The sequence below is a fragment of the Citrobacter sp. C6_1 genome (assembly GCF_014596835.2).
Classification (GTDB): domain Bacteria; phylum Pseudomonadota; class Gammaproteobacteria; order Enterobacterales; family Enterobacteriaceae; genus Citrobacter; species Citrobacter pasteurii.
The window spans coordinates 3,957,980-3,975,307 of the sequence record NZ_CP115031.1; the positions used below are offsets into that span (position 1 = coordinate 3,957,980).

Here is a 17,328-nt window from a genome sequence, read left to right on the forward strand (position 1 = left end):
CCTTTGTACTCTTTAACGAGTACAATAGCATAACACAACCGACACGATCAGTAACGACGTTGCCATTCTGCGTCGCTCATCAATTCCGGTTTATCACCGAGGAAATAGCGATAGTACGCATCGTAAGCCAGTACGTTCTTCACGTAGCCCCGCGTTTCTGAGAACGGAATGCTCTCGACAAACGCGACGGCATCAATACGGCCCGCGCTATTGCCAAGCCAGGTGCGAACGCGCCCCGGTCCGGCGTTATAGGCTGCCGAGGCAAAAATGCGGTTATTGCCAAATTGCTGATACACATACTGTAAATAGCTGGTACCAATGTTGATGTTGGTATCAGGATCCAGTAGCTGGCTCGGGCTGCTGTAACCCGGGATGGAGAACATTTTCACCGTATGCGTCGCCGTGCCCGGCATAATCTGCATCAACCCGCTGGCACCGACCGGTGATTTCACCTTCGGGTTCCAGGCGCTTTCCTGACGTGCGATCGCCATCGCATAGCTTGGGGGAATATCCTTGCCGCGGGTGTAGCGGGTAAACAGATCCTTGTAGGCCAGCGGGAAACGCTCTTCCAGATGATCCCACAACTTACCGGCGATCGTGGCCTGTACGCTCAGATCCCACCAGTGATTGTTGAACGCGTAACGCGCCAGTTGAGCCTGCTCGGACTTCGTGCGGCTGGTAACCAGATTCGCCCATTCACTGCGCGCGGTATTGTCCAGGTTCCAGTACATCAGCTCGCGTACGCGTGCCATTTCCGGTCCCTGAGTTAGCGCAGAGTCAACGTTGTCCGGCGCTTTATCCACTTTCAGCGCGTACTCTTCGCCCAGACGCTGTGCCGCCACCATCGGATAGAAACCGCGCTGCTGCATGAGTTGGTGCAGGATCTCTTTGGCTTCCGCATCGCGTCCGCGCTCCAGCAGCAGATCCGCTTGCCAGTAGCGCCACTCATCTTTTTCTTTGGCTTCCATTGGCAGACGCGCCAGCCAGGTATTCAGGCCACGGCGATCGCCGGTTCCCAGCGCCATGCGCACACGCCGCTCCACAAGCGTTGTGGAATTCGAGCGCATAATGGCATCATCGCGCCATTTGGCCTGCTCGTCGGTCACATCATTACCCATCAGGCGCCAGGCAACAATATCGCGCAGCTCCTGGGTTTGCTCGTCATTCAGCTGCTGCGCCTGCACCAGCGAGGGGATCATCAGGCGGGCGTTTTCCGCATCCTGACGCGCCACGCTGGCAAAAGCCACCGCCGCCATCTGGCGCGTAAAATCTGTTGCTCCGGTTGTCCGCGCAAAGGTCATTACCGAATTCGGATCGTTGGCCAGCGCGATGATCGCTGAAGCGATGGTTTGATATTCTGCGGGCATCTGTCCGGCCAACGCCGTGACCAGCCCGGTATTCCCGGCTTTCATCGCCAGACGAATACGCTCCAGATACGCCAGCGGATCCTGGGTGCCTGAAGCCCGCCATACGCCGAATAATTTGTCACAGGCGTTCGGCTGACTTTTTCCGCTCAGCCACAGTTCTTTCGCCCCCTGCCAGGCTTCTTCAGTTTGTCCGGTACTCCATTTCGCGAAGTAATAGTTACATTGCGCTTCGGTGGTGCCCGGTTTTTCCGGACTGAACGCCAGCAGCCCACGCCAGTCTTCGCGGCGCGCCAGTTCATTCACGAAACGCGATTGCAAAGTACGCGCGGGCGGCAGCGTCGGGTTGGCGCGCACAAAATTGGTGACGGTAATGGTGGGCTGATTCATCAGATCGTCAGTAATCTGGCGATATTCCAGATACGGATACAGAGGGTAGTTCTTCAGGCCAGGCATCATCTGCTCGACGACATCCATCTGCCGGTTATCCCAGGCCTGCTTAATTTGCGCATAGCGATTGCGCTGCTCATCCAGGGAATCCGCTCGCGCTACTTGACTGACCGTCAGCAGACATACGCTGGCAGCCAGCAGGCGCCAGGTAAATTGTTTGGCTTTGTCCACAAGCTCTTCCTCTTGTCGTTTACGTCTGTGCAGCATCGTGCCGCTTAATTCATTCATGCTAACCAGACATTGCAGAATGCGCCACGTCACGGACACTTTTTTACTTTTGTTGCGAGTGAGATCTGCTGGCTGGGATTGAGCAATGAAAAAGGCTACACTTCGCCTTTGAAAACTCTACTCATCACTATAAAAGAGGCGAAGTCCACGTGGCTCAATTCGTTTATACCATGCATCGTGTCGGCAAAGTCGTTCCGCCGAAACGTCATATTCTTAAAAACATCTCACTGAGCTTCTTCCCTGGCGCCAAAATCGGTGTACTCGGTCTGAACGGTGCGGGTAAATCTACCCTGCTGCGCATCATGGCTGGTATTGATACCGATATCGAAGGGGAAGCTCGCCCACAGCCTGGCATTAAAATCGGTTACCTGCCGCAGGAACCGAAACTGAACCCGGAACATACCGTTCGCGAATCCGTTGAAGAAGCGGTTGCCGAAGTGGTTAACGCGCTGAAAGGCCTGGATGAAGTGTACGCCAAGTACGCCGAACCGGACGCTGACTTCGATAAGCTGGCCGCGCAACAGGGCAAGTTTGAAGAGATCATTCAGGCGCACGACGGTCATAACCTGAACGTGCAGCTTGAGCGTGCCGCTGACGCTCTGCGTCTGCCGGACTGGGATGCCAAAATTGAAAATCTTTCCGGTGGTGAACGCCGCCGCGTCGCGCTGTGCCGCCTGCTGCTGGAAAAACCAGACATGCTGCTGCTCGACGAACCGACTAACCACCTGGATGCCGAATCCGTCGCGTGGCTGGAACGCTTCCTGCATGACTTTGAAGGCACCGTGGTGGCGATTACCCACGACCGTTACTTCCTCGACAACGTTGCCGGCTGGATCCTGGAACTTGACCGCGGCGAAGGCATTCCGTGGGAAGGCAATTACTCCTCCTGGCTGGAGCAGAAAGATCAGCGTCTGGCTCAGGAAGCCTCTCAGGAAGCCGCTCGTCGTAAATCCATTGAGAAAGAGCTGGAGTGGGTTCGTCAGGGCGCGAAAGGCCGTCAGTCTAAGGGCAAAGCCCGTCTGGCACGCTTTGAAGAACTCAACAATACTGAATACCAGAAACGTAACGAAACCAACGAACTGTTTATTCCGCCAGGACCTCGTCTGGGTGATAAAGTCGTTGAAGTGACCAATCTACGTAAATCCTACGGCGATCGCGTACTGATTGACGATTTGAGCTTCTCAGTACCAAAAGGGGCAATTGTCGGTATCATCGGCCCGAACGGTGCAGGTAAATCCACCCTGTTCCGCATGATGTCCGGTCAGGAACAGCCTGATAGCGGCACCATTGAGCTGGGTGAAACCGTGAAGCTGGCGTCTGTTGACCAGTTCCGTGATGCCATGGACAACAGCAAAACCGTGTGGGAAGAAGTGTCCGGCGGGCTGGATATCATGCGTATCGGCAACACCGAAATGCCAAGCCGCGCCTACGTAGGCCGCTTTAACTTCAAAGGTGTGGATCAGGGCAAACGCGTCGGCGAACTGTCCGGCGGTGAGCGTGGTCGTCTGCACCTGGCGAAGCTGCTGCAGGTTGGCGGCAACATGCTGCTGCTCGATGAACCGACCAACGACCTGGATATCGAAACCCTGCGCGCGCTGGAAAACGCCCTGCTGGAGTTCCCGGGCTGCGCGATGGTTATCTCGCACGACCGTTGGTTCCTTGACCGTATCGCGACCCACATCCTGGATTATCAGGATGAAGGTAAGGTGGAATTCTTCGAAGGTAACTTTACCGAATACGAAGAGTACAAGAAACGCACGCTGGGTGCGGATGCGCTGGAGCCGAAGCGTATCAAGTACAAGCGTATTTCTAAGTAATTAGCGCTAAGCGCCGGATGGTGGCGTGATGCTTTATCTGGCCTACGAGGTTAGTGCGACTTGTAGGCCGGATAATCGCAGCGCCATCCGGCATTTAAACTATCTCTGTTCGCCCATCAACTCTTTCACCAACTCCACGCAGCGCAGGAAGCGACCATCGTAGTCCGGGTCCTGAACGTGCACAAAATTGATATTGTTCTCCTGCAGCATCTCGACCAGCAGCGTCTGAAACGCTTTTCTGTCAACTGAGCTGCCAAGGCTGCGCAAGCCATCTGCCACCCACGGGGTGTTGTTTTCCAGCAGGATCACCAGGTCAAAGCGATACTCATCAATCAACGCCTGCACAAACGGGTGTTCACGCCCTTCATATTTTTTGCAGAAAGCCTGAGTGGTCACGAAATCGGTGTCGATGAACGCCACTTTATTTGCATACTTAACTGCAAAATCAATGTATTGCGCTTGTCCCAGAGCGATTTTATCGTAGTCGGAATATTGTAACGCCATCTCATCACCACCCAAATGGGAAAAGACGTAATCACGCCCATATTCCCACGCACTGGTGGTGTTGAAGATATTGGCGAGCTTATTCACCAGCGTCGATTTACCGCTCGACTCCCCGCCGAGGATCGCCACGGTGCGCACGAAAAACGGCTTCACTTCAGTCGGGATATATTCCCAGTAGCGAAACGGGTTCTCACGGATTTGCCCGCCGCTGATGCTCATAAACGTCCGTTTGGGATCAACCAGTACCGTTTCAATGCCCAGATGTTCAAGATATTGCGGAGCATCAGATTCTTCAGAGGTGTAGATCCAGTTTGGCTGGATCCCTTTCTCCTGCATAAACGTTTTGATGCCGTTGCTCCACACATCCCAACCGTGCGGATAAGGCTCCATGCCTTCCTCATTGAAGGCATGGATACGGATGTTTTTCTGATATTTGAAGGTCTGCAACAGCCAACGCAGACGATCGGGAACCGTGGGTTGTTGTGACATAGCGCTGTCTTCAAACAGGCTTCTATCGCGCGTGTCGTCATAGCCCATAATGATATGCAGTTCATCTACCTGGCTACAAGCGCGCTGGATAAGATAGATATGGCCGGTATGCAGCGGATAAAACTTACCGAATACCACACCGATATTTTTCTGCTGGCGCGGAAACTCCAGTCCGAGAAAACGGTGCAACGCCTCCAGCTTTTGCGCGCTGGGGCTTTTAATTTTGGCATTCAGCAGTTGGCTTAGATATCCCTTGGTCATGCCACTGGCATCCGCCACCTGTTGCAGGGTACAGCCCTTTTGCTTAATGGCGGTTTTCAGATAATCAAATGACACAAGAGCCTCCTGCTGAAAAAACATGTAACAATGCCTGATGGCGCTGCGCTTATCAGGCCTACAACATCAATCCGTAGGCCGGATAAGACGCATTGCGTCGCCATCCGGGAAATTATACAACATCAGTGCATACAGAGAATTATAAGTCATCAAACACGCTTAACGCATCAGCAAGCTTCTTAACGCCAAAGACCTGCATCCCTTCCGGCACTTTTTTCGGTACGTTGGCGGCAGGAACAATCGCCCGGCGAAAGCCGTGCTTCGCCGCTTCCGAAATACGCTCCTGACCGCTGGGCACTGGGCGGATTTCTCCCGCCAGCCCCACTTCACCAAAGACCACCAGATCCTGCGGTAGCGGTCTGTCGCGTAAGCTGGAAACCATCGCCAGCAGCAACGCCAGGTCGGCGCTGGTTTCAGTGACTTTTACGCCACCCACCACATTGACGAACACGTCCTGATCCGCCATCTGCAAACCGCCATGGCGATGTAACACTGCCAGCAGAATCGCCAGACGGTTTTGTTCCAGACCGACCGCCACGCGACGTGGGTTCGCCATCATTGAGTGGTCGACCAGCGCCTGAATCTCTACCAGCAGCGGGCGCGTACCTTCCCAGACCACCATCACCGAACTACCGGAAGTGACTTCATCACCACGGCTTAAGAAGATTGCAGACGGGTTGCTGACTTCGCGTAGCCCCTGTTCGGTCATAGCGAAGACGCCCAGCTCATTCACCGCGCCAAAGCGGTTTTTATGGCTACGCAGAGTGCGAAATCGGGAATCGGCGTCACCGTCGAGCAACACCGAGCAGTCAATACAGTGCTCCAGCACCTTCGGCCCGGCCAACGAGCCGTCTTTGGTAACGTGGCCGACCATCACAATCGCTACGCCGCGCGTTTTGGCAAAGCGCGTCAGGTAAGCCGCGGTTTCACGCACCTGCGCCACGCTGCCCGGCGAAGACTGAATGTCCGCCATATGCATCACCTGAATGGAGTCGATCACCATCAGCTTCGGCTGTTCTTCTTCCGCAATCAGGCAAATTTGTTCGATACTGGTTTCAGACAGCATGTTCAGGTTCGCCGTCGGCAGGCCAAGTCGATGCGCGCGCATCGCCACCTGTTGCAGCGACTCTTCGCCGGTGACGTACAGGGTTTTCATCTGCTCGGCGAGCCTGCACAGCGTTTGCAACAGCAGCGTTGATTTACCCGCGCCGGGGTTACCGCCAATCAGTATGGCGCTGCCGGGTACCACACCACCGCCCAGCACGCGGTCGAACTCTTTAAATCCGGTGGAAAAACGCGGCAGTTCCTCAAGGCTGATGTCAGAGAGCTTCTGCACTTTTGCGACGCCCGCATTTCCGGCATAACCGCTGAGTCGCTCGTTGCGCGCCACCGTTGGCGACGCGGCAAGGCGCACCTCGGTTATGGTGTTCCAGGCCTGACAGGCGCTGCATTGCCCCTGCCAGCGCGGGTAATCGGCCCCACATTCATTACAAACAAAGGCGCGTTTAGGAGCTTTTGCCACGTTTTACCTCATTATTTCTGGTTCATGCTGCCGGAGAGAATGCAGAACACGCCCATCAGGTCAGCGTGACGGATAGTAATCTCCGTCTTTTCATTCACTTTCGGTTTCGCATGATACGCAATGCCCAGCCCGGCCGTTTTGATCATCGGCAGATCGTTGGCGCCATCGCCGATCGCTACCGTCTGCGCCATCGGGATTTCATACTCTTGCGCCAGGCGGGTCAGAGTACTGGCTTTGTACTGCGCATCGACGATATCGCCGATCACGTTGCCGGTGAATTTACCGTCCATGATCTCCAGCTCATTCGCTACAGCTGCCGTCAGGCGCAGCTTGTTACGCAGATAATCGGCAAAGAAAGTAAACCCGCCAGAAGCGATAGCCACTTTCCAGCCGAGCGTTTCCAGTTTTAACACCAGCTGAGTCAGGCCTGGCATCAGCGGCAATGTTTCGCGCACCTGGTGCAGAATGTTGGCATCAGCCCCCTTCAGCGTCGCTACGCGGCTGCGCAGGCTGGCGGTAAAATCCAGCTCGCCGCGCATCGCACGTTCGGTGACTTCGGCAACCATTTCACCGGTCCCGGCCAGTTTGGCAATTTCATCAATGCATTCGATCTGGATAGCCGTTGAATCCATGTCCATCACCAGCAAACCCGGCGTGCGCAAATGCGGAATTTTACCCAACGGGGCAACATCCAGTCTGGCATCATGCGCCAGTTTTGCCGCACGCGGCGTTAACGAGCCCGCCAGACGAATCACCTGATAATCCTCAACGCACCACGCCGCCACGATCACCATCGCCGCGCCCAGTTTGCTCTGGTATTGCGTTAAACGTTGTTTATCCAGCCCACGACCGTACAGCAGCCAGCCACTGCGGCCCGCGTGGTAATCCAGCGGCATGACTTCATCACCGCTTAAAGAGAGGGGCAGACCTGGCCACAGAGAGACATCTTCAGGTAGATCGCACCAGGTAATGTTAGGCATTAAAGCTCCTGTAAAATCGTTCGGGTCGGAATCATCAGGGGAAAATAACGCATGAGGCTACCCTGTAACCAGCGCTTCTGGCAACATTAAGTCTCAAATTTTCAGCAGGTGGAATATGGCTCGCACAAAACTGAAATTCCGACTTCATCGTGCAGTGATTGTATTGTCCTGCCTTGCGCTGCTCGTCGCGCTGATGCAGGGCGCATCCTGGTTCAGTCAAAGCCACCAGCAGCAGCGTAATCCGCAGCTCGAAGAGCTGGCCCGCACGCTGGCTCGCCAGGTTGCGTTAAACGTCGCCCCGCTGATGCGTACCGAAACGCCGGATGAAAAGCGCATTAAAACGGTGCTCACACAGTTGACGGAGAGTAGCCGTATTCTGGATGCGGGCGTGTACGATGAGCAGGGCGATCTGATTACCCGCACTGGTGAGAGTGTCGATGTCCGTGACCGGCTGGCACTCGACGGCAAAAAAGCCGGGGGCTATTTTAACCAGCAAATTGTCGAGCCAATCAACGGCAAAAACGGCCCGCTCGGCTATCTGCGACTGACACTCGATACCCACACGCTTGCCACTGAAGCCAAGCAGGTGGATAACACCACCAACATCTTACGCCTGATGCTGCTTCTGTCACTGGCTATTGGTGTAGTCCTCACACGTACATTATTGCAAGGCAAGCGTACCCGCTGGCAGCAATCCCCTTTCCTGCTGACCGCCAACAAACCGGTGCAGGAAGAAGACAACGAGAAAAAAGAGTAATTCAAAGAAAGGAAATCGACCATGACCACACTACGCCTGCTTATCTCTGACTCTCACGATCCCTGGTTTAACCTGGCCGTTGAAGAGTGCATTTTCCGCCAGATGCCCGCCACGCAGCGCGTCCTGTTCTTGTGGCGTAACGCCGATACGGTGGTGATTGGCCGGGCGCAAAACCCGTGGAAAGAGTGTAATACCCGCCGAATGGAAGAGGACAACGTGCGGCTCGCCCGTCGCAGCAGCGGCGGCGGCGCGGTGTTCCATGACTTAGGTAATACCTGCTTTACCTTTATGGCCGGTAAACCGGAATACGACAAAACCATCTCCACGGCAATAGTCCTCAATGCGCTGAATACGCTGGGCGTAGAGGCTGATGCCTCCGGGCGTAACGATCTGGTGGTGAAAACGCCGGACGGCGATCGTAAAGTCTCTGGTTCTGCCTATCGCGAAACGAAAGATCGCGGATTCCACCACGGTACGCTATTGCTGAATGCCGATCTCAGCCGCCTGGCAAACTATCTCAATCCCGATAAAAAGAAACTTGCCGCTAAAGGCATCACCTCGGTTCGCTCGCGCGTGGCGAATTTGACCGAGCTGTTACCGGGCATCACTCATCAACAGGTCTGTCAGGCCATTACGGAAGCCTTTTTCGCCCACTACGGCGAACGCGTAGAAGCCGAGATTATCTCCCCGGACAAAGCGCCGGATCTGCCGAACTTTGCCGAAACCTTTGCCCGCCAGAGCAGTTGGGAGTGGAATTTTGGTCAGGCGCCGGCCTTCTCGCACCTGTTGGACGAGCGTTTCACCTGGGGCGGCGTTGAGCTGCATTTCGACGTTGAAAAAGGCGTGATTACCCGCACCCAGGTCTACACCGATAGCCTCAATCCCGCGCCGCTGGAAGTACTGGCAGAGCGGCTACAGGGTTGCCAGTATCGTGCCGATGTTTTACAGCAGACTTGTGAAGCGTTGGTTGCGGAATATCCGGATCAGGAAAGCGAGTTGCGTGAGCTGGCAGCGTGGGTAACGAAGGCCGTGCGTTAAGCGATTGGTGGCGAATTGCCGGATGGCGGCTGCGCCTTATCCGGCCTACAAGACCGCTCCCGTAGGCCTGATAAGCGAAGCGCCATCAGGCATTAATAGCGGCATTCCCGTAGACCCGGTAAGCGCAGCGCCACCGGGCATTACCGACGCTCCCCGGCCTCAAAATCGCTCATTTCCCCCGCCCAATCAATGGGGTAAATCCCTTCCCGAACATCGCGATGAAACGTCGAAAGCGGCCAATCCTGCACACGTGTCACCCAGCCATGTTTCACTGGATTGATGTAGATGTAATCTTTATGGCGACGATAATCTTCGTCATCACGAATTGCGTGTTCCCAGAAGCGAGGTTGCCACATCTCATGGCACATTATCGATTTGGTAAAAAATTTTTTAAGCTCTCGCCAACGGGACGAGAAGTCACAATCGTGCTCAGGAAGCGTCCATATGCAATGCAAATGCTCAGGTAACACGACAAACGCATCTATCTGAAAAGGCTTTGTCTCTTGCACTCGGCGAATAGCAGAGCGTAATTCCGTAATCTGGCGGACAAGCAAATCGCTTTTCCGGTTTTTCAGATTCACGGTGAAAAACCAGGTTCCACCGTTGATGTAATAACGACGATAGTTCGACATTTTGTTTATTCCTTAAACAAAGCTCGAACATAACGGGTTAATAGTCAATGGCAATACGAAGAGGATAATTCAGGAAGGAGGCTCGCAGTTAGTGCGAAAAATTGCCGGATGGCAGCTGCGCCTTATCCGGCCTACATACTGCTGTAGGCCCGGTAAGCGCAGCGCCACCGGGCAACACAACACTTACTCTTTATCGCCCAGCAGAACGGATTCCAGTGCGATTTTGATCATGTCGTTGAAGGTCGTCTGACGTTCAGCGGCAGTGGTCTGTTCGTGAGTACGGATATGGTCGGACACGGTGCAGATGGCCAGCGCTTTCGCACCAAATTCAGCCGCAACGCCATAGATGCCCGCCGCTTCCATTTCCACGCCCAGCACGCCGTATTTTTCCATGACGTCGAACATTTCGCCGTCCGGAGAGTAGAACAGGTCAGCGGAGAACAGGTTACCCACGCGCGCGTCTACGCCCAGTGCTTTTGCCGCATCAACGGCGTTACGCACCATGTCGAAGTCAGCGATAGCCGCGAAATCATGATCTTTAAAGCGGATACGGTTAACTTTGGAATCGGTGCAGGCACCCATGCCGATAACCACGTCACGCAGTTTGACGTCCATACGCACGGCGCCACAGGAGCCTACGCGAATGATTTTCTTCACGCCGAAATCGGTGATCAACTCTTTGGTGTAGATGGAGCAAGACGGGATACCCATACCGTGGCCCATCACGGAGATCTTACGGCCTTTGTAGGTACCGGTGAAACCTAACATGCCGCGAACGTTGTTCACTTCACGGACATCTTCGAGGAAAGTTTCAGCAATATGCTTCGCACGCAGCGGGTCGCCCGGCATCAATACGACGTCAGCGAAATCACCCATTTCTGCATTAATATGTGGAGTTGCCATCTTCAGTTCCTTTTATATTGTTGTTTTTGCCGGGTGGCGGCTGCGCCTTACCCGGCCTACAAAACCGTAGGCCCGGTAAGCGAAGCGCCACCGGGCAATTGCATCAGAGCATGTTTTTACCGTAGTCCATCGGCGACGTACCAAAGTAGCTCGCCAGCGTCTGGCCGATATCCGCGAAGGTTTCACGGTGGCCTAAAGAACCTGGTTTCACTTTCGGGCCGTAAACCAGTACCGGAATGTGTTCACGGGTGTGGTCAGTGCCGGTCCAGCTTGGGTCGCAGCCGTGGTCAGCGGTCAGGATCAGAATGTCATCTTCACCCACCAGCTCCATCAGCTCAGGCAGACGGCGGTCGAACAGCTCCAGACCGGCGGCATAACCAGCGATATCGCGACGGTGGCCCCAGGAAGAGTCGAAATCAACGAAGTTAGTAAAGACGATGGTCTTATCACCCGCTTCTTTCATCTCTTTGATGGTGGCGTCAAACAGCGCGTCCAGACCGGTGGCTTTCACTTTTTTGGTGATGCCGCAGTTCGCATAGATATCCGCGATTTTACCAACGGAAACTACGTGGCCATCTTTCTCGTCGACCAGTTTCTGCAGCACGGTCGGTGCTGGCGGCTCAACGGCCAGGTCGTGACGGTTACCGGTACGCTGGAAGTTACCGGCTTTATCACCGATAAACGGACGGGCGATAACACGACCGATGTTATAACCACCTTCGGTCAGCTCTTCACGGGCGATTTCGCACAGCTCGTAGAGTTTATCCAGGCCAAAAGTCTCTTCGTGGCAGGCAATCTGGAACACGGAGTCAGCGGAGGTATAGAAAATCGGCTTGCCGGTTTTCATATGCTCTTCACCCAACTGATCCAGGATCACGGTACCGGAAGAGTGGCAGTTGCCGAGGTAGCCCGGCAGGTTGGCACGTTTTACCAGTTTATCCAGCAGTTCTTGCGGGAAGCTGTTTTCGTGATCGGAGAAATATCCCCAGTCAAACAGAACCGGAACACCCGCGATTTCCCAGTGGCCAGACGGCGTGTCTTTCCCGGAAGAAAGTTCATGCGCCCATGCGTAGGCACCAATCACTTCCGCGTTGCCGTCCATGCCAGCAGCAATTTTACCAGTAGAACCTTCGTGAGCTTTCACCAGGCCCAGACGGGTCAGGTTAGGCAGATTCAGTGGACCTTTGCGACCATTGTCAGCTTCACCTTTCGCACAGGCTTCTGCAATGTGTCCCATAGTGTCTGAACCTACGTCGCCAAAGCGATCCGCATCTTCAGTCGCACCAATACCAAAGGAGTCCAGCACCATAATAAATGCACGTTTCATCTTGTTCTCCATACATCTGCGCCGCAAAAAAGCGATCAGATCAGTATACAGTTATTCGGTAATACGACGATAGACTGTCGGTGTAATTTCTGGCGCTTTATCGTCAAGGCTAATTGCCGCTTTGACCGCTTTCGCCGCGTCCTGCCAGCTGGCTTCGTCTTTGGCGTGGATCACCGCCAGTGGGCGCTGTCCGTCTACGCTGTCGCCCAGACGCGCCATATCGCTAAAGCCAACGCTGTAATCAATGGTGTCCGATGCCTGACGACGACCGCCGCCCATGGAAACAACCGCCATTCCCAGCGCACGGGTATCCATCGCGCTGACAAAGCCTTCGGTATCAGCATATACCGCTTTGCTGAGCATTGCCGTCGGCAGGTACTTCGCATAATTCTCGACGAAATCGGTCGGGCCTTTCTGCGCCGCAACCATGCGACCAAAAATCTCTGCCGCTTTGCCGTTATCCAGCACCGCCTGCAATTTCGCACGGGCTTCGGCGTCATCTTTCGCCAGCTTGCCGGAGATCAGCATTTCCACGCACAGCGCCATGGTGACGTCTAACAGACGTGGGTTGCGGTATTCACCGGTCAGGAACTGCACAGCTTCGCGGACTTCGACCGCGTTACCCGCGCTGGAAGCCAGCACCTGGTTCATATCGGTTAACAGCGCGGTGGTACGTACACCCGCGCCGTTCGCCACGCCAACTATCGCTTCGGCAAGGGCTTCAGAGAGCTCGTAGGTCGGCATAAAGGCGCCGCTGCCGACTTTCACATCCATCACCAGCGCATCCAGCCCTTCCGCCAGCTTTTTCGCCAGAATGGAACCCGTAATCAGCGGGATGGAATCCACCGTCGCGGTAATATCGCGGGTGGCATAAAAACGTTTATCCGCCGGTGCGAGCGAGCTGGTTTGCCCAATAATCGCCACACCCACGTCTTTAATAATTTCACGGAAACGGGCGTCGTCCGGGAAGATGTCAAATCCCGGGATCGCTTCCAGTTTATCCAGCGTGCCGCCGGTATGTCCCAGGCCACGCCCGGAAATCATCGGAATAAAGCCACCGCAGGCTGCAACCATCGGGCCTAACATCAGTGACGTCACGTCACCCACGCCACCGGTAGAGTGTTTATCCACAATCGGACCGTTCAACTGCAGTTTTTTCCAGTCCAGCACGGTTCCTGAATCACGCATTGCCATGGTCAGTGAAACACGCTCAGGCATTGTCATATCGTGGAAGAAAATGGTCATCGCCAGGGCGGCGATTTGCCCTTCAGAGATGGTGTTGTCACGGATCCCATTGATAAAGAAACGAATCTCTTCATCGCTCAGCGCATGACCATCACGTTTTTTACGAATAATTTCTTGTGCGAGAAACACGGTAACCCCCAGGGGAAAAGAGTAGAAGGCCGTTGTAAGCCGGGTAAGCAACGCGCCACCCGGCAGTCGTATTGATGCCGGATGGCGGCTGCGCCTTATCCGGCCTACGGGCTTAGTAGCTGCTTGCGCTCTTACCGTCGCCGTGACCCAGCGCTTTCAGCAAGCTAGCCAGCAGGCTGGATGCGCCAAAACGGTAGTGACGAGAATCAGCCCAGTCAGCGCCAAACAGTTCATCGGCAATCGCCAGGAACTGCTGTGCATCTTCTGCAGTACGCACGCCGCCAGCCGGTTTGAAACCTACAGTTTTAGAAACACCCATGTCGCGGATCACTTCCATCATGATGCGTGCGCTTTCCGGCGTCGCATTGACCGGCACTTTACCGGTAGACGTTTTGATGAAATCAGCACCGGCTTTGATGGAGATTTCAGACGCTTTACGAATAAGCTGCTCTTCTTTCAGCTCACCGGTTTCGATGATCACTTTAAGCAGCACATTTGCCGCCGCACACGCGTCTTTACACGCTTTAACCAGATCGAAACCAACCTGTTCATTACCGGCGATCAGCGCACGGTACGGGAACACCACGTCAACTTCGTCGGCACCGTAGGCAATCGCCGCGCGGGTTTCCGCCAGCGCAATCTCGATGTCGTCATTACCATGCGGGAAGTTGGTGACGGTTGCAATGCGGATGTCCGGCGTACCCTGCTCTTTCAGAGTCTTACGCGCAATAGGGATGAAACGCGGATAGATACAGATTGCGGCAGTGTTGCCAACCGGAGTCTTCGCCTGATGACACAGCGCGATCACTTTTTCATTGGTGTCGTCGTCATTCAGGGTGGTCAGGTCCATCAGTTTCAGTGCACGCAGGCTGCTTGCTGTTAAATCGGTCATAACATTCTCCAACGGCATCGCCGTATAAAATTTCACCTCGCGAGTTTGTTAGTATTCTAACATCCGCTCGCTATTACACTTCGATATACATCACAGTTAATGAAAACCACATACAGATTTGCATTACTCTAATGAGATCTACTTCAAATAAATGACCTTTACTGGTGGCATCCGGTGGCATCAGGCGCATCCGGATCAAAGGTTGGCACTGCGTTGCTTTCTACAATGGCGTTACACCTTCGGGACAAAAAGGAATCAACGATGCCCACTTCAAGCGAACTCGCGCTGCAACAGCGTTGCCAACAAATCGTGACCAGCCCGGTGCTCAGCCCTGAGCAGAAACGCCACTTTCTGGCGCTGGAGGCTGAAAACGCGCTGCCTTACCCGCAACTTCCTGCTGAGGCACGCCAGGCGCTGGATGACGCGGTGATCTGCGATATGTACGAAGGTCATGCTCCGTTCAAACCGCGCTACGTATTACCCGATTACGCGCGTTTTCTGGCCAACGGTTCATCATGGCTGGAACTGGAAGGCGCAAAGGATCTCGATGACGCATTATCCTTACTCACCATCCTGTACCATCACGTTCCGTCAGTGACGTCGATGCCGGTCTATCTCGGTCAGCTCGATGCTCTACTGCAACCGTATGTTAGAATTCTAACACAAAATGAGATCGATATTCGAATAAAACGTTTCTGGCGTTATCTCGACAGAACGCTGCCAGACGCGTTTATGCATGCCAATATCGGCCCCGCCGATACTCCAGTTACCCGTGCAATTTTACGTGCAGATGCAGAGTTAAAGCAGGTTTCGCCCAATCTGACATTCATTTATGACCCGCAAATCACACCTGACGATCTGCTGCTCAACGTCGCGCAAAATATTTGCGAATGCAGTAAACCGCACATTTCTAACGGCCCTGAAAATGATAAAATTTTCACAAAAGGCCACTACGGCGTCGTCAGTTGTTACAACTCACTGCCACTTGCGGGCGGTGGAAGTACGCTGGTCAGGCTCAATCTGAAAGCCATCGCAGAGCGCAGCACCTCTGTCGATGACTTCTTTACGCGCACCCTACCGCATTACTGCCAACAGCAAATCGCCATCATTGATTCACGATGTGAATTCCTCTACGAGAAATCACATTTCTTTGAGAATAGCTTCCTGGTGCAGGAAGGGTTGATCGATCCCGAACGTTTTGTGCCTATGTTTGGCATGTACGGCCTGGCAGAAGCCGTAAACCTGCTGTGTGAGCAAGCAGGACGCAACGCACGCTACGGCAAAGATGAGTTTGCCAATCAGCTCGGCTATCGCATTAGCGCCCAACTGGCGGAATTTGTAGAAAGCACGCCGGTGAAATATGGCTGGAAGCAGCGCGCGATGCTGCATGCACAGTCGGGGATCAGTTCTGACATCGGCACCACGCCGGGCGCTCGCCTGCCTTATGGTGATGAACCGGACCCGATCACCCACCTGCAGACCGTTGCGCCGCATCACGCGTATTATCACGCCGGTATCAGCGACATTCTCACGCTGGACGAAACCATCAAACGTAATCCTCAGGCGCTGGTGCAATTGTGCCTGGGGGCGTTTAAAGCCGGGATGCGTGAATTTACCGCCAACGTCAGCGGCAACGATCTGGTTCGCGTCACCGGTTATATGGTGCGTCTGTCGGATCTGGAAAAATATCGTGCCGCAGGTTCTCGCACCAACACCACCTGGCTGGGCGAAGAAGCCGCGCGCAATACGCGCATTCTGGAACGACAACCTCGTGTGATTAGCCATGAACAGCAGATGCGCTTCGGTAAGTAAGATTATCCCTTTCTCCTGCGTCGACGGGCCGGGCAGTCGCCTGGCTCTGTTTCTGCAGGGGTGCAATCTGCGCTGTAAAAATTGCCACAACCCGTGGACGATGGGACGCTGCAACGATTGCGGGGAGTGTGTCCTGCATTGCCCGCATGAGGCGCTCAGCCTGAGTGCGGGAAAAGTGTGGTGGCAGTCCGAGGAGTGCCAGCAATGTGACACCTGCCTGCACATGTGCCCACAGCAGGCTACGCCGATGGCGCAGACCATGAGCATTGATGAAGTACTGCAGCCTATTCGCAAAGCAGCACTGTTTATTGAGGGAATTACGGTCAGCGGCGGCGAAGCGACGACCCAGTTACCATTTATTGTGGCGCTGTTTAGTGCGATCAAAACCGATCCGCAGTTGCAACACCTGACCTGTATGGTCGACAGCAATGGCATGCTGAGCGAAACCGGCTGGCAGAAGCTGCTACCGGTGTGCGACGGCGTGATGCTCGACTTAAAAGCCTGGGATAGCGCATGCCATCGTCAGTTGACAGGCCGCGATAACACGCTGATTAAACAAAGCATTACCTTTTTATCCGCACAAGGGAAACTGGCGGAACTGCGCCTGCTGATAATTCCTGGTCAGGTGGATTATCTCCAGCACATCGATGCGCTGGCGGCGTTTATCAAGCGTTCAGGTGACGTGCCGGTGCGGCTAAATGCCTTTCATGCGCACGGGGTTTACGGCGAAGCAAAAGACTGGCCGAGCGCCACGCCGGAGGATGTGGAGCACCTGGCACAAAGATTGCGCGAGCGCGGGGTGGATAATTTGATTTTCCCGGCTTTGTATCTGTGAAATGCCGGATGGCGGCTATGCCTTATCTGGCCTACCCATGCCTTCGACCCGTAGACCGGATAAGACGC

Annotated in this window: 14 protein-coding genes; 5 read left to right on the plus strand and 9 right to left on the minus strand. The window is 54.5% G+C overall.

Annotation, left to right across the window (positions count from 1 at the left end):
- Positions 1-47 precede the first annotated feature (47 nt).
- Positions 48-1,985: a murein transglycosylase gene (sltY, locus tag IB196_RS19000; protein ID WP_188232474.1), complete on the minus strand. Its 1,938-nt coding sequence runs from the start codon at positions 1,983-1,985 to the stop codon at positions 48-50.
- 206 nt (positions 1,986-2,191) lie between these two features.
- Here sltY and ettA point away from each other — a divergent pair, with 206 nt between their 5' ends.
- The gene (gene ettA / locus IB196_RS19005; RefSeq protein ID WP_188232435.1) at positions 2,192-3,859 is read left to right on the plus strand and encodes an energy-dependent translational throttle protein EttA; all 1,668 of its coding nucleotides are present in this window, start codon (positions 2,192-2,194) and stop codon (positions 3,857-3,859) included.
- 99 nt (positions 3,860-3,958) lie between these two features.
- Here ettA and nadR read toward each other — a convergent pair whose 3' ends face one another.
- The 3 genes from nadR to serB form a co-directional block, all read right to left on the minus strand.
- Positions 3,959-5,212 (minus strand): multifunctional transcriptional regulator/nicotinamide-nucleotide adenylyltransferase/ribosylnicotinamide kinase NadR, encoded by a 1,254-nt coding sequence (gene nadR / locus IB196_RS19010; protein ID WP_040230198.1) that lies wholly within the window; start codon positions 5,210-5,212, stop codon positions 3,959-3,961.
- 115 nt (positions 5,213-5,327) lie between these two features.
- Positions 5,328-6,710: a DNA repair protein RadA gene (radA, locus tag IB196_RS19015; protein WP_001728171.1), complete on the minus strand. Its 1,383-nt coding sequence runs from the start codon at positions 6,708-6,710 to the stop codon at positions 5,328-5,330.
- Positions 6,711-6,721: 11 nt separating this feature from the next.
- Complete coding sequence (gene serB / locus IB196_RS19020) at positions 6,722-7,690, minus strand: phosphoserine phosphatase (protein WP_005123935.1); 969 nt, start codon at positions 7,688-7,690, stop codon at positions 6,722-6,724.
- Positions 7,691-7,805: 115 nt separating this feature from the next.
- On the opposite strand from serB, the gene IB196_RS19025 reads away from it, so the two are divergent.
- Together IB196_RS19025 and lplA are read left to right on the plus strand one after the other, a co-directional pair.
- Positions 7,806-8,447, plus strand: coding sequence for a YtjB family periplasmic protein (locus IB196_RS19025; RefSeq protein ID WP_188232434.1), 642 nt, complete (start codon positions 7,806-7,808; stop codon positions 8,445-8,447).
- A 21-nt stretch (positions 8,448-8,468) separates the two neighbouring features.
- A complete protein-coding gene (lplA, locus tag IB196_RS19030; RefSeq protein WP_040230200.1) occupies positions 8,469-9,485 on the plus strand; it encodes a lipoate--protein ligase LplA in 1,017 nt (338 codons plus the stop codon).
- 140 nt (positions 9,486-9,625) lie between these two features.
- On the opposite strand, the gene IB196_RS19035 is transcribed toward lplA, so the two are convergent.
- From IB196_RS19035 to deoC, 5 genes are all read right to left on the minus strand, one after another.
- Positions 9,626-10,117 carry a transposase gene (locus IB196_RS19035; RefSeq protein WP_040230203.1) on the minus strand — a complete coding sequence of 164 codons (492 nt, stop codon included), beginning with the start codon at positions 10,115-10,117 and terminating at the stop codon, positions 9,626-9,628.
- Positions 10,118-10,300: 183 nt separating this feature from the next.
- The gene (gene deoD / locus IB196_RS19040; protein WP_188232433.1) at positions 10,301-11,020 is read right to left on the minus strand and encodes a purine-nucleoside phosphorylase; all 720 of its coding nucleotides are present in this window, start codon (positions 11,018-11,020) and stop codon (positions 10,301-10,303) included.
- A 103-nt stretch (positions 11,021-11,123) separates the two neighbouring features.
- Positions 11,124-12,347, minus strand: coding sequence for a phosphopentomutase (deoB, locus tag IB196_RS19045; RefSeq protein WP_003019037.1), 1,224 nt, complete (start codon positions 12,345-12,347; stop codon positions 11,124-11,126).
- A gap of 51 nt (positions 12,348-12,398) precedes the next feature.
- On the minus strand, positions 12,399-13,721 hold the full coding sequence (deoA, locus tag IB196_RS19050) for a thymidine phosphorylase (protein WP_188232432.1): 1,323 nt from the start codon (positions 13,719-13,721) through the stop codon (positions 12,399-12,401).
- 112 nt (positions 13,722-13,833) lie between these two features.
- Positions 13,834-14,613 (minus strand): deoxyribose-phosphate aldolase, encoded by a 780-nt coding sequence (deoC, locus tag IB196_RS19055; RefSeq protein ID WP_223237018.1) that lies wholly within the window; start codon positions 14,611-14,613, stop codon positions 13,834-13,836.
- A gap of 261 nt (positions 14,614-14,874) precedes the next feature.
- Here deoC and IB196_RS19060 point away from each other — a divergent pair, with 261 nt between their 5' ends.
- The gene (locus tag IB196_RS19060) at positions 14,875-16,425 is read left to right on the plus strand and encodes a YjjI family glycine radical enzyme (protein WP_188232431.1); all 1,551 of its coding nucleotides are present in this window, start codon (positions 14,875-14,877) and stop codon (positions 16,423-16,425) included.
- Positions 16,397-17,260 carry a YjjW family glycine radical enzyme activase gene (locus IB196_RS19065; RefSeq protein ID WP_155021503.1) on the plus strand — a complete coding sequence of 288 codons (864 nt, stop codon included), beginning with the start codon at positions 16,397-16,399 and terminating at the stop codon, positions 17,258-17,260. The genes IB196_RS19060 and IB196_RS19065 overlap by 29 nt, the downstream gene beginning before the upstream one ends.
- The last annotated feature ends 68 nt before the right edge of the window (positions 17,261-17,328 follow it).

Excerpts from the sequence above, each read along its gene's own strand:
- IB196_RS19065 (WP_155021503.1), top strand. The coding sequence starts at position 16,397 with ATGAACAGCAGATGCGCTTCGGTAAGTAAGATTATCCCTTTCTCCTGC.
- serB (WP_005123935.1), bottom strand. The coding sequence starts at position 7,690 with ATGCCTAACATTACCTGGTGCGATCTACCTGAAGATGTCTCTCTGTGG.
- deoC (WP_223237018.1), bottom strand. The coding sequence starts at position 14,613 with ATGACCGATTTAACAGCAAGCAGCCTGCGTGCACTGAAACTGATGGAC.
- IB196_RS19035 (WP_040230203.1), bottom strand. The coding sequence starts at position 10,117 with ATGTCGAACTATCGTCGTTATTACATCAACGGTGGAACCTGGTTTTTC.
- IB196_RS19060 (WP_188232431.1), top strand. The coding sequence starts at position 14,875 with ATGCCCACTTCAAGCGAACTCGCGCTGCAACAGCGTTGCCAACAAATC.
- deoB (WP_003019037.1), bottom strand. The coding sequence starts at position 12,347 with ATGAAACGTGCATTTATTATGGTGCTGGACTCCTTTGGTATTGGTGCG.
- deoD (WP_188232433.1), bottom strand. The coding sequence starts at position 11,020 with ATGGCAACTCCACATATTAATGCAGAAATGGGTGATTTCGCTGACGTC.
- lplA (WP_040230200.1), top strand. The coding sequence starts at position 8,469 with ATGACCACACTACGCCTGCTTATCTCTGACTCTCACGATCCCTGGTTT.
- IB196_RS19025 (WP_188232434.1), top strand. The coding sequence starts at position 7,806 with ATGGCTCGCACAAAACTGAAATTCCGACTTCATCGTGCAGTGATTGTA.
- nadR (WP_040230198.1), bottom strand. The coding sequence starts at position 5,212 with ATGTTTTTTCAGCAGGAGGCTCTTGTGTCATTTGATTATCTGAAAACC.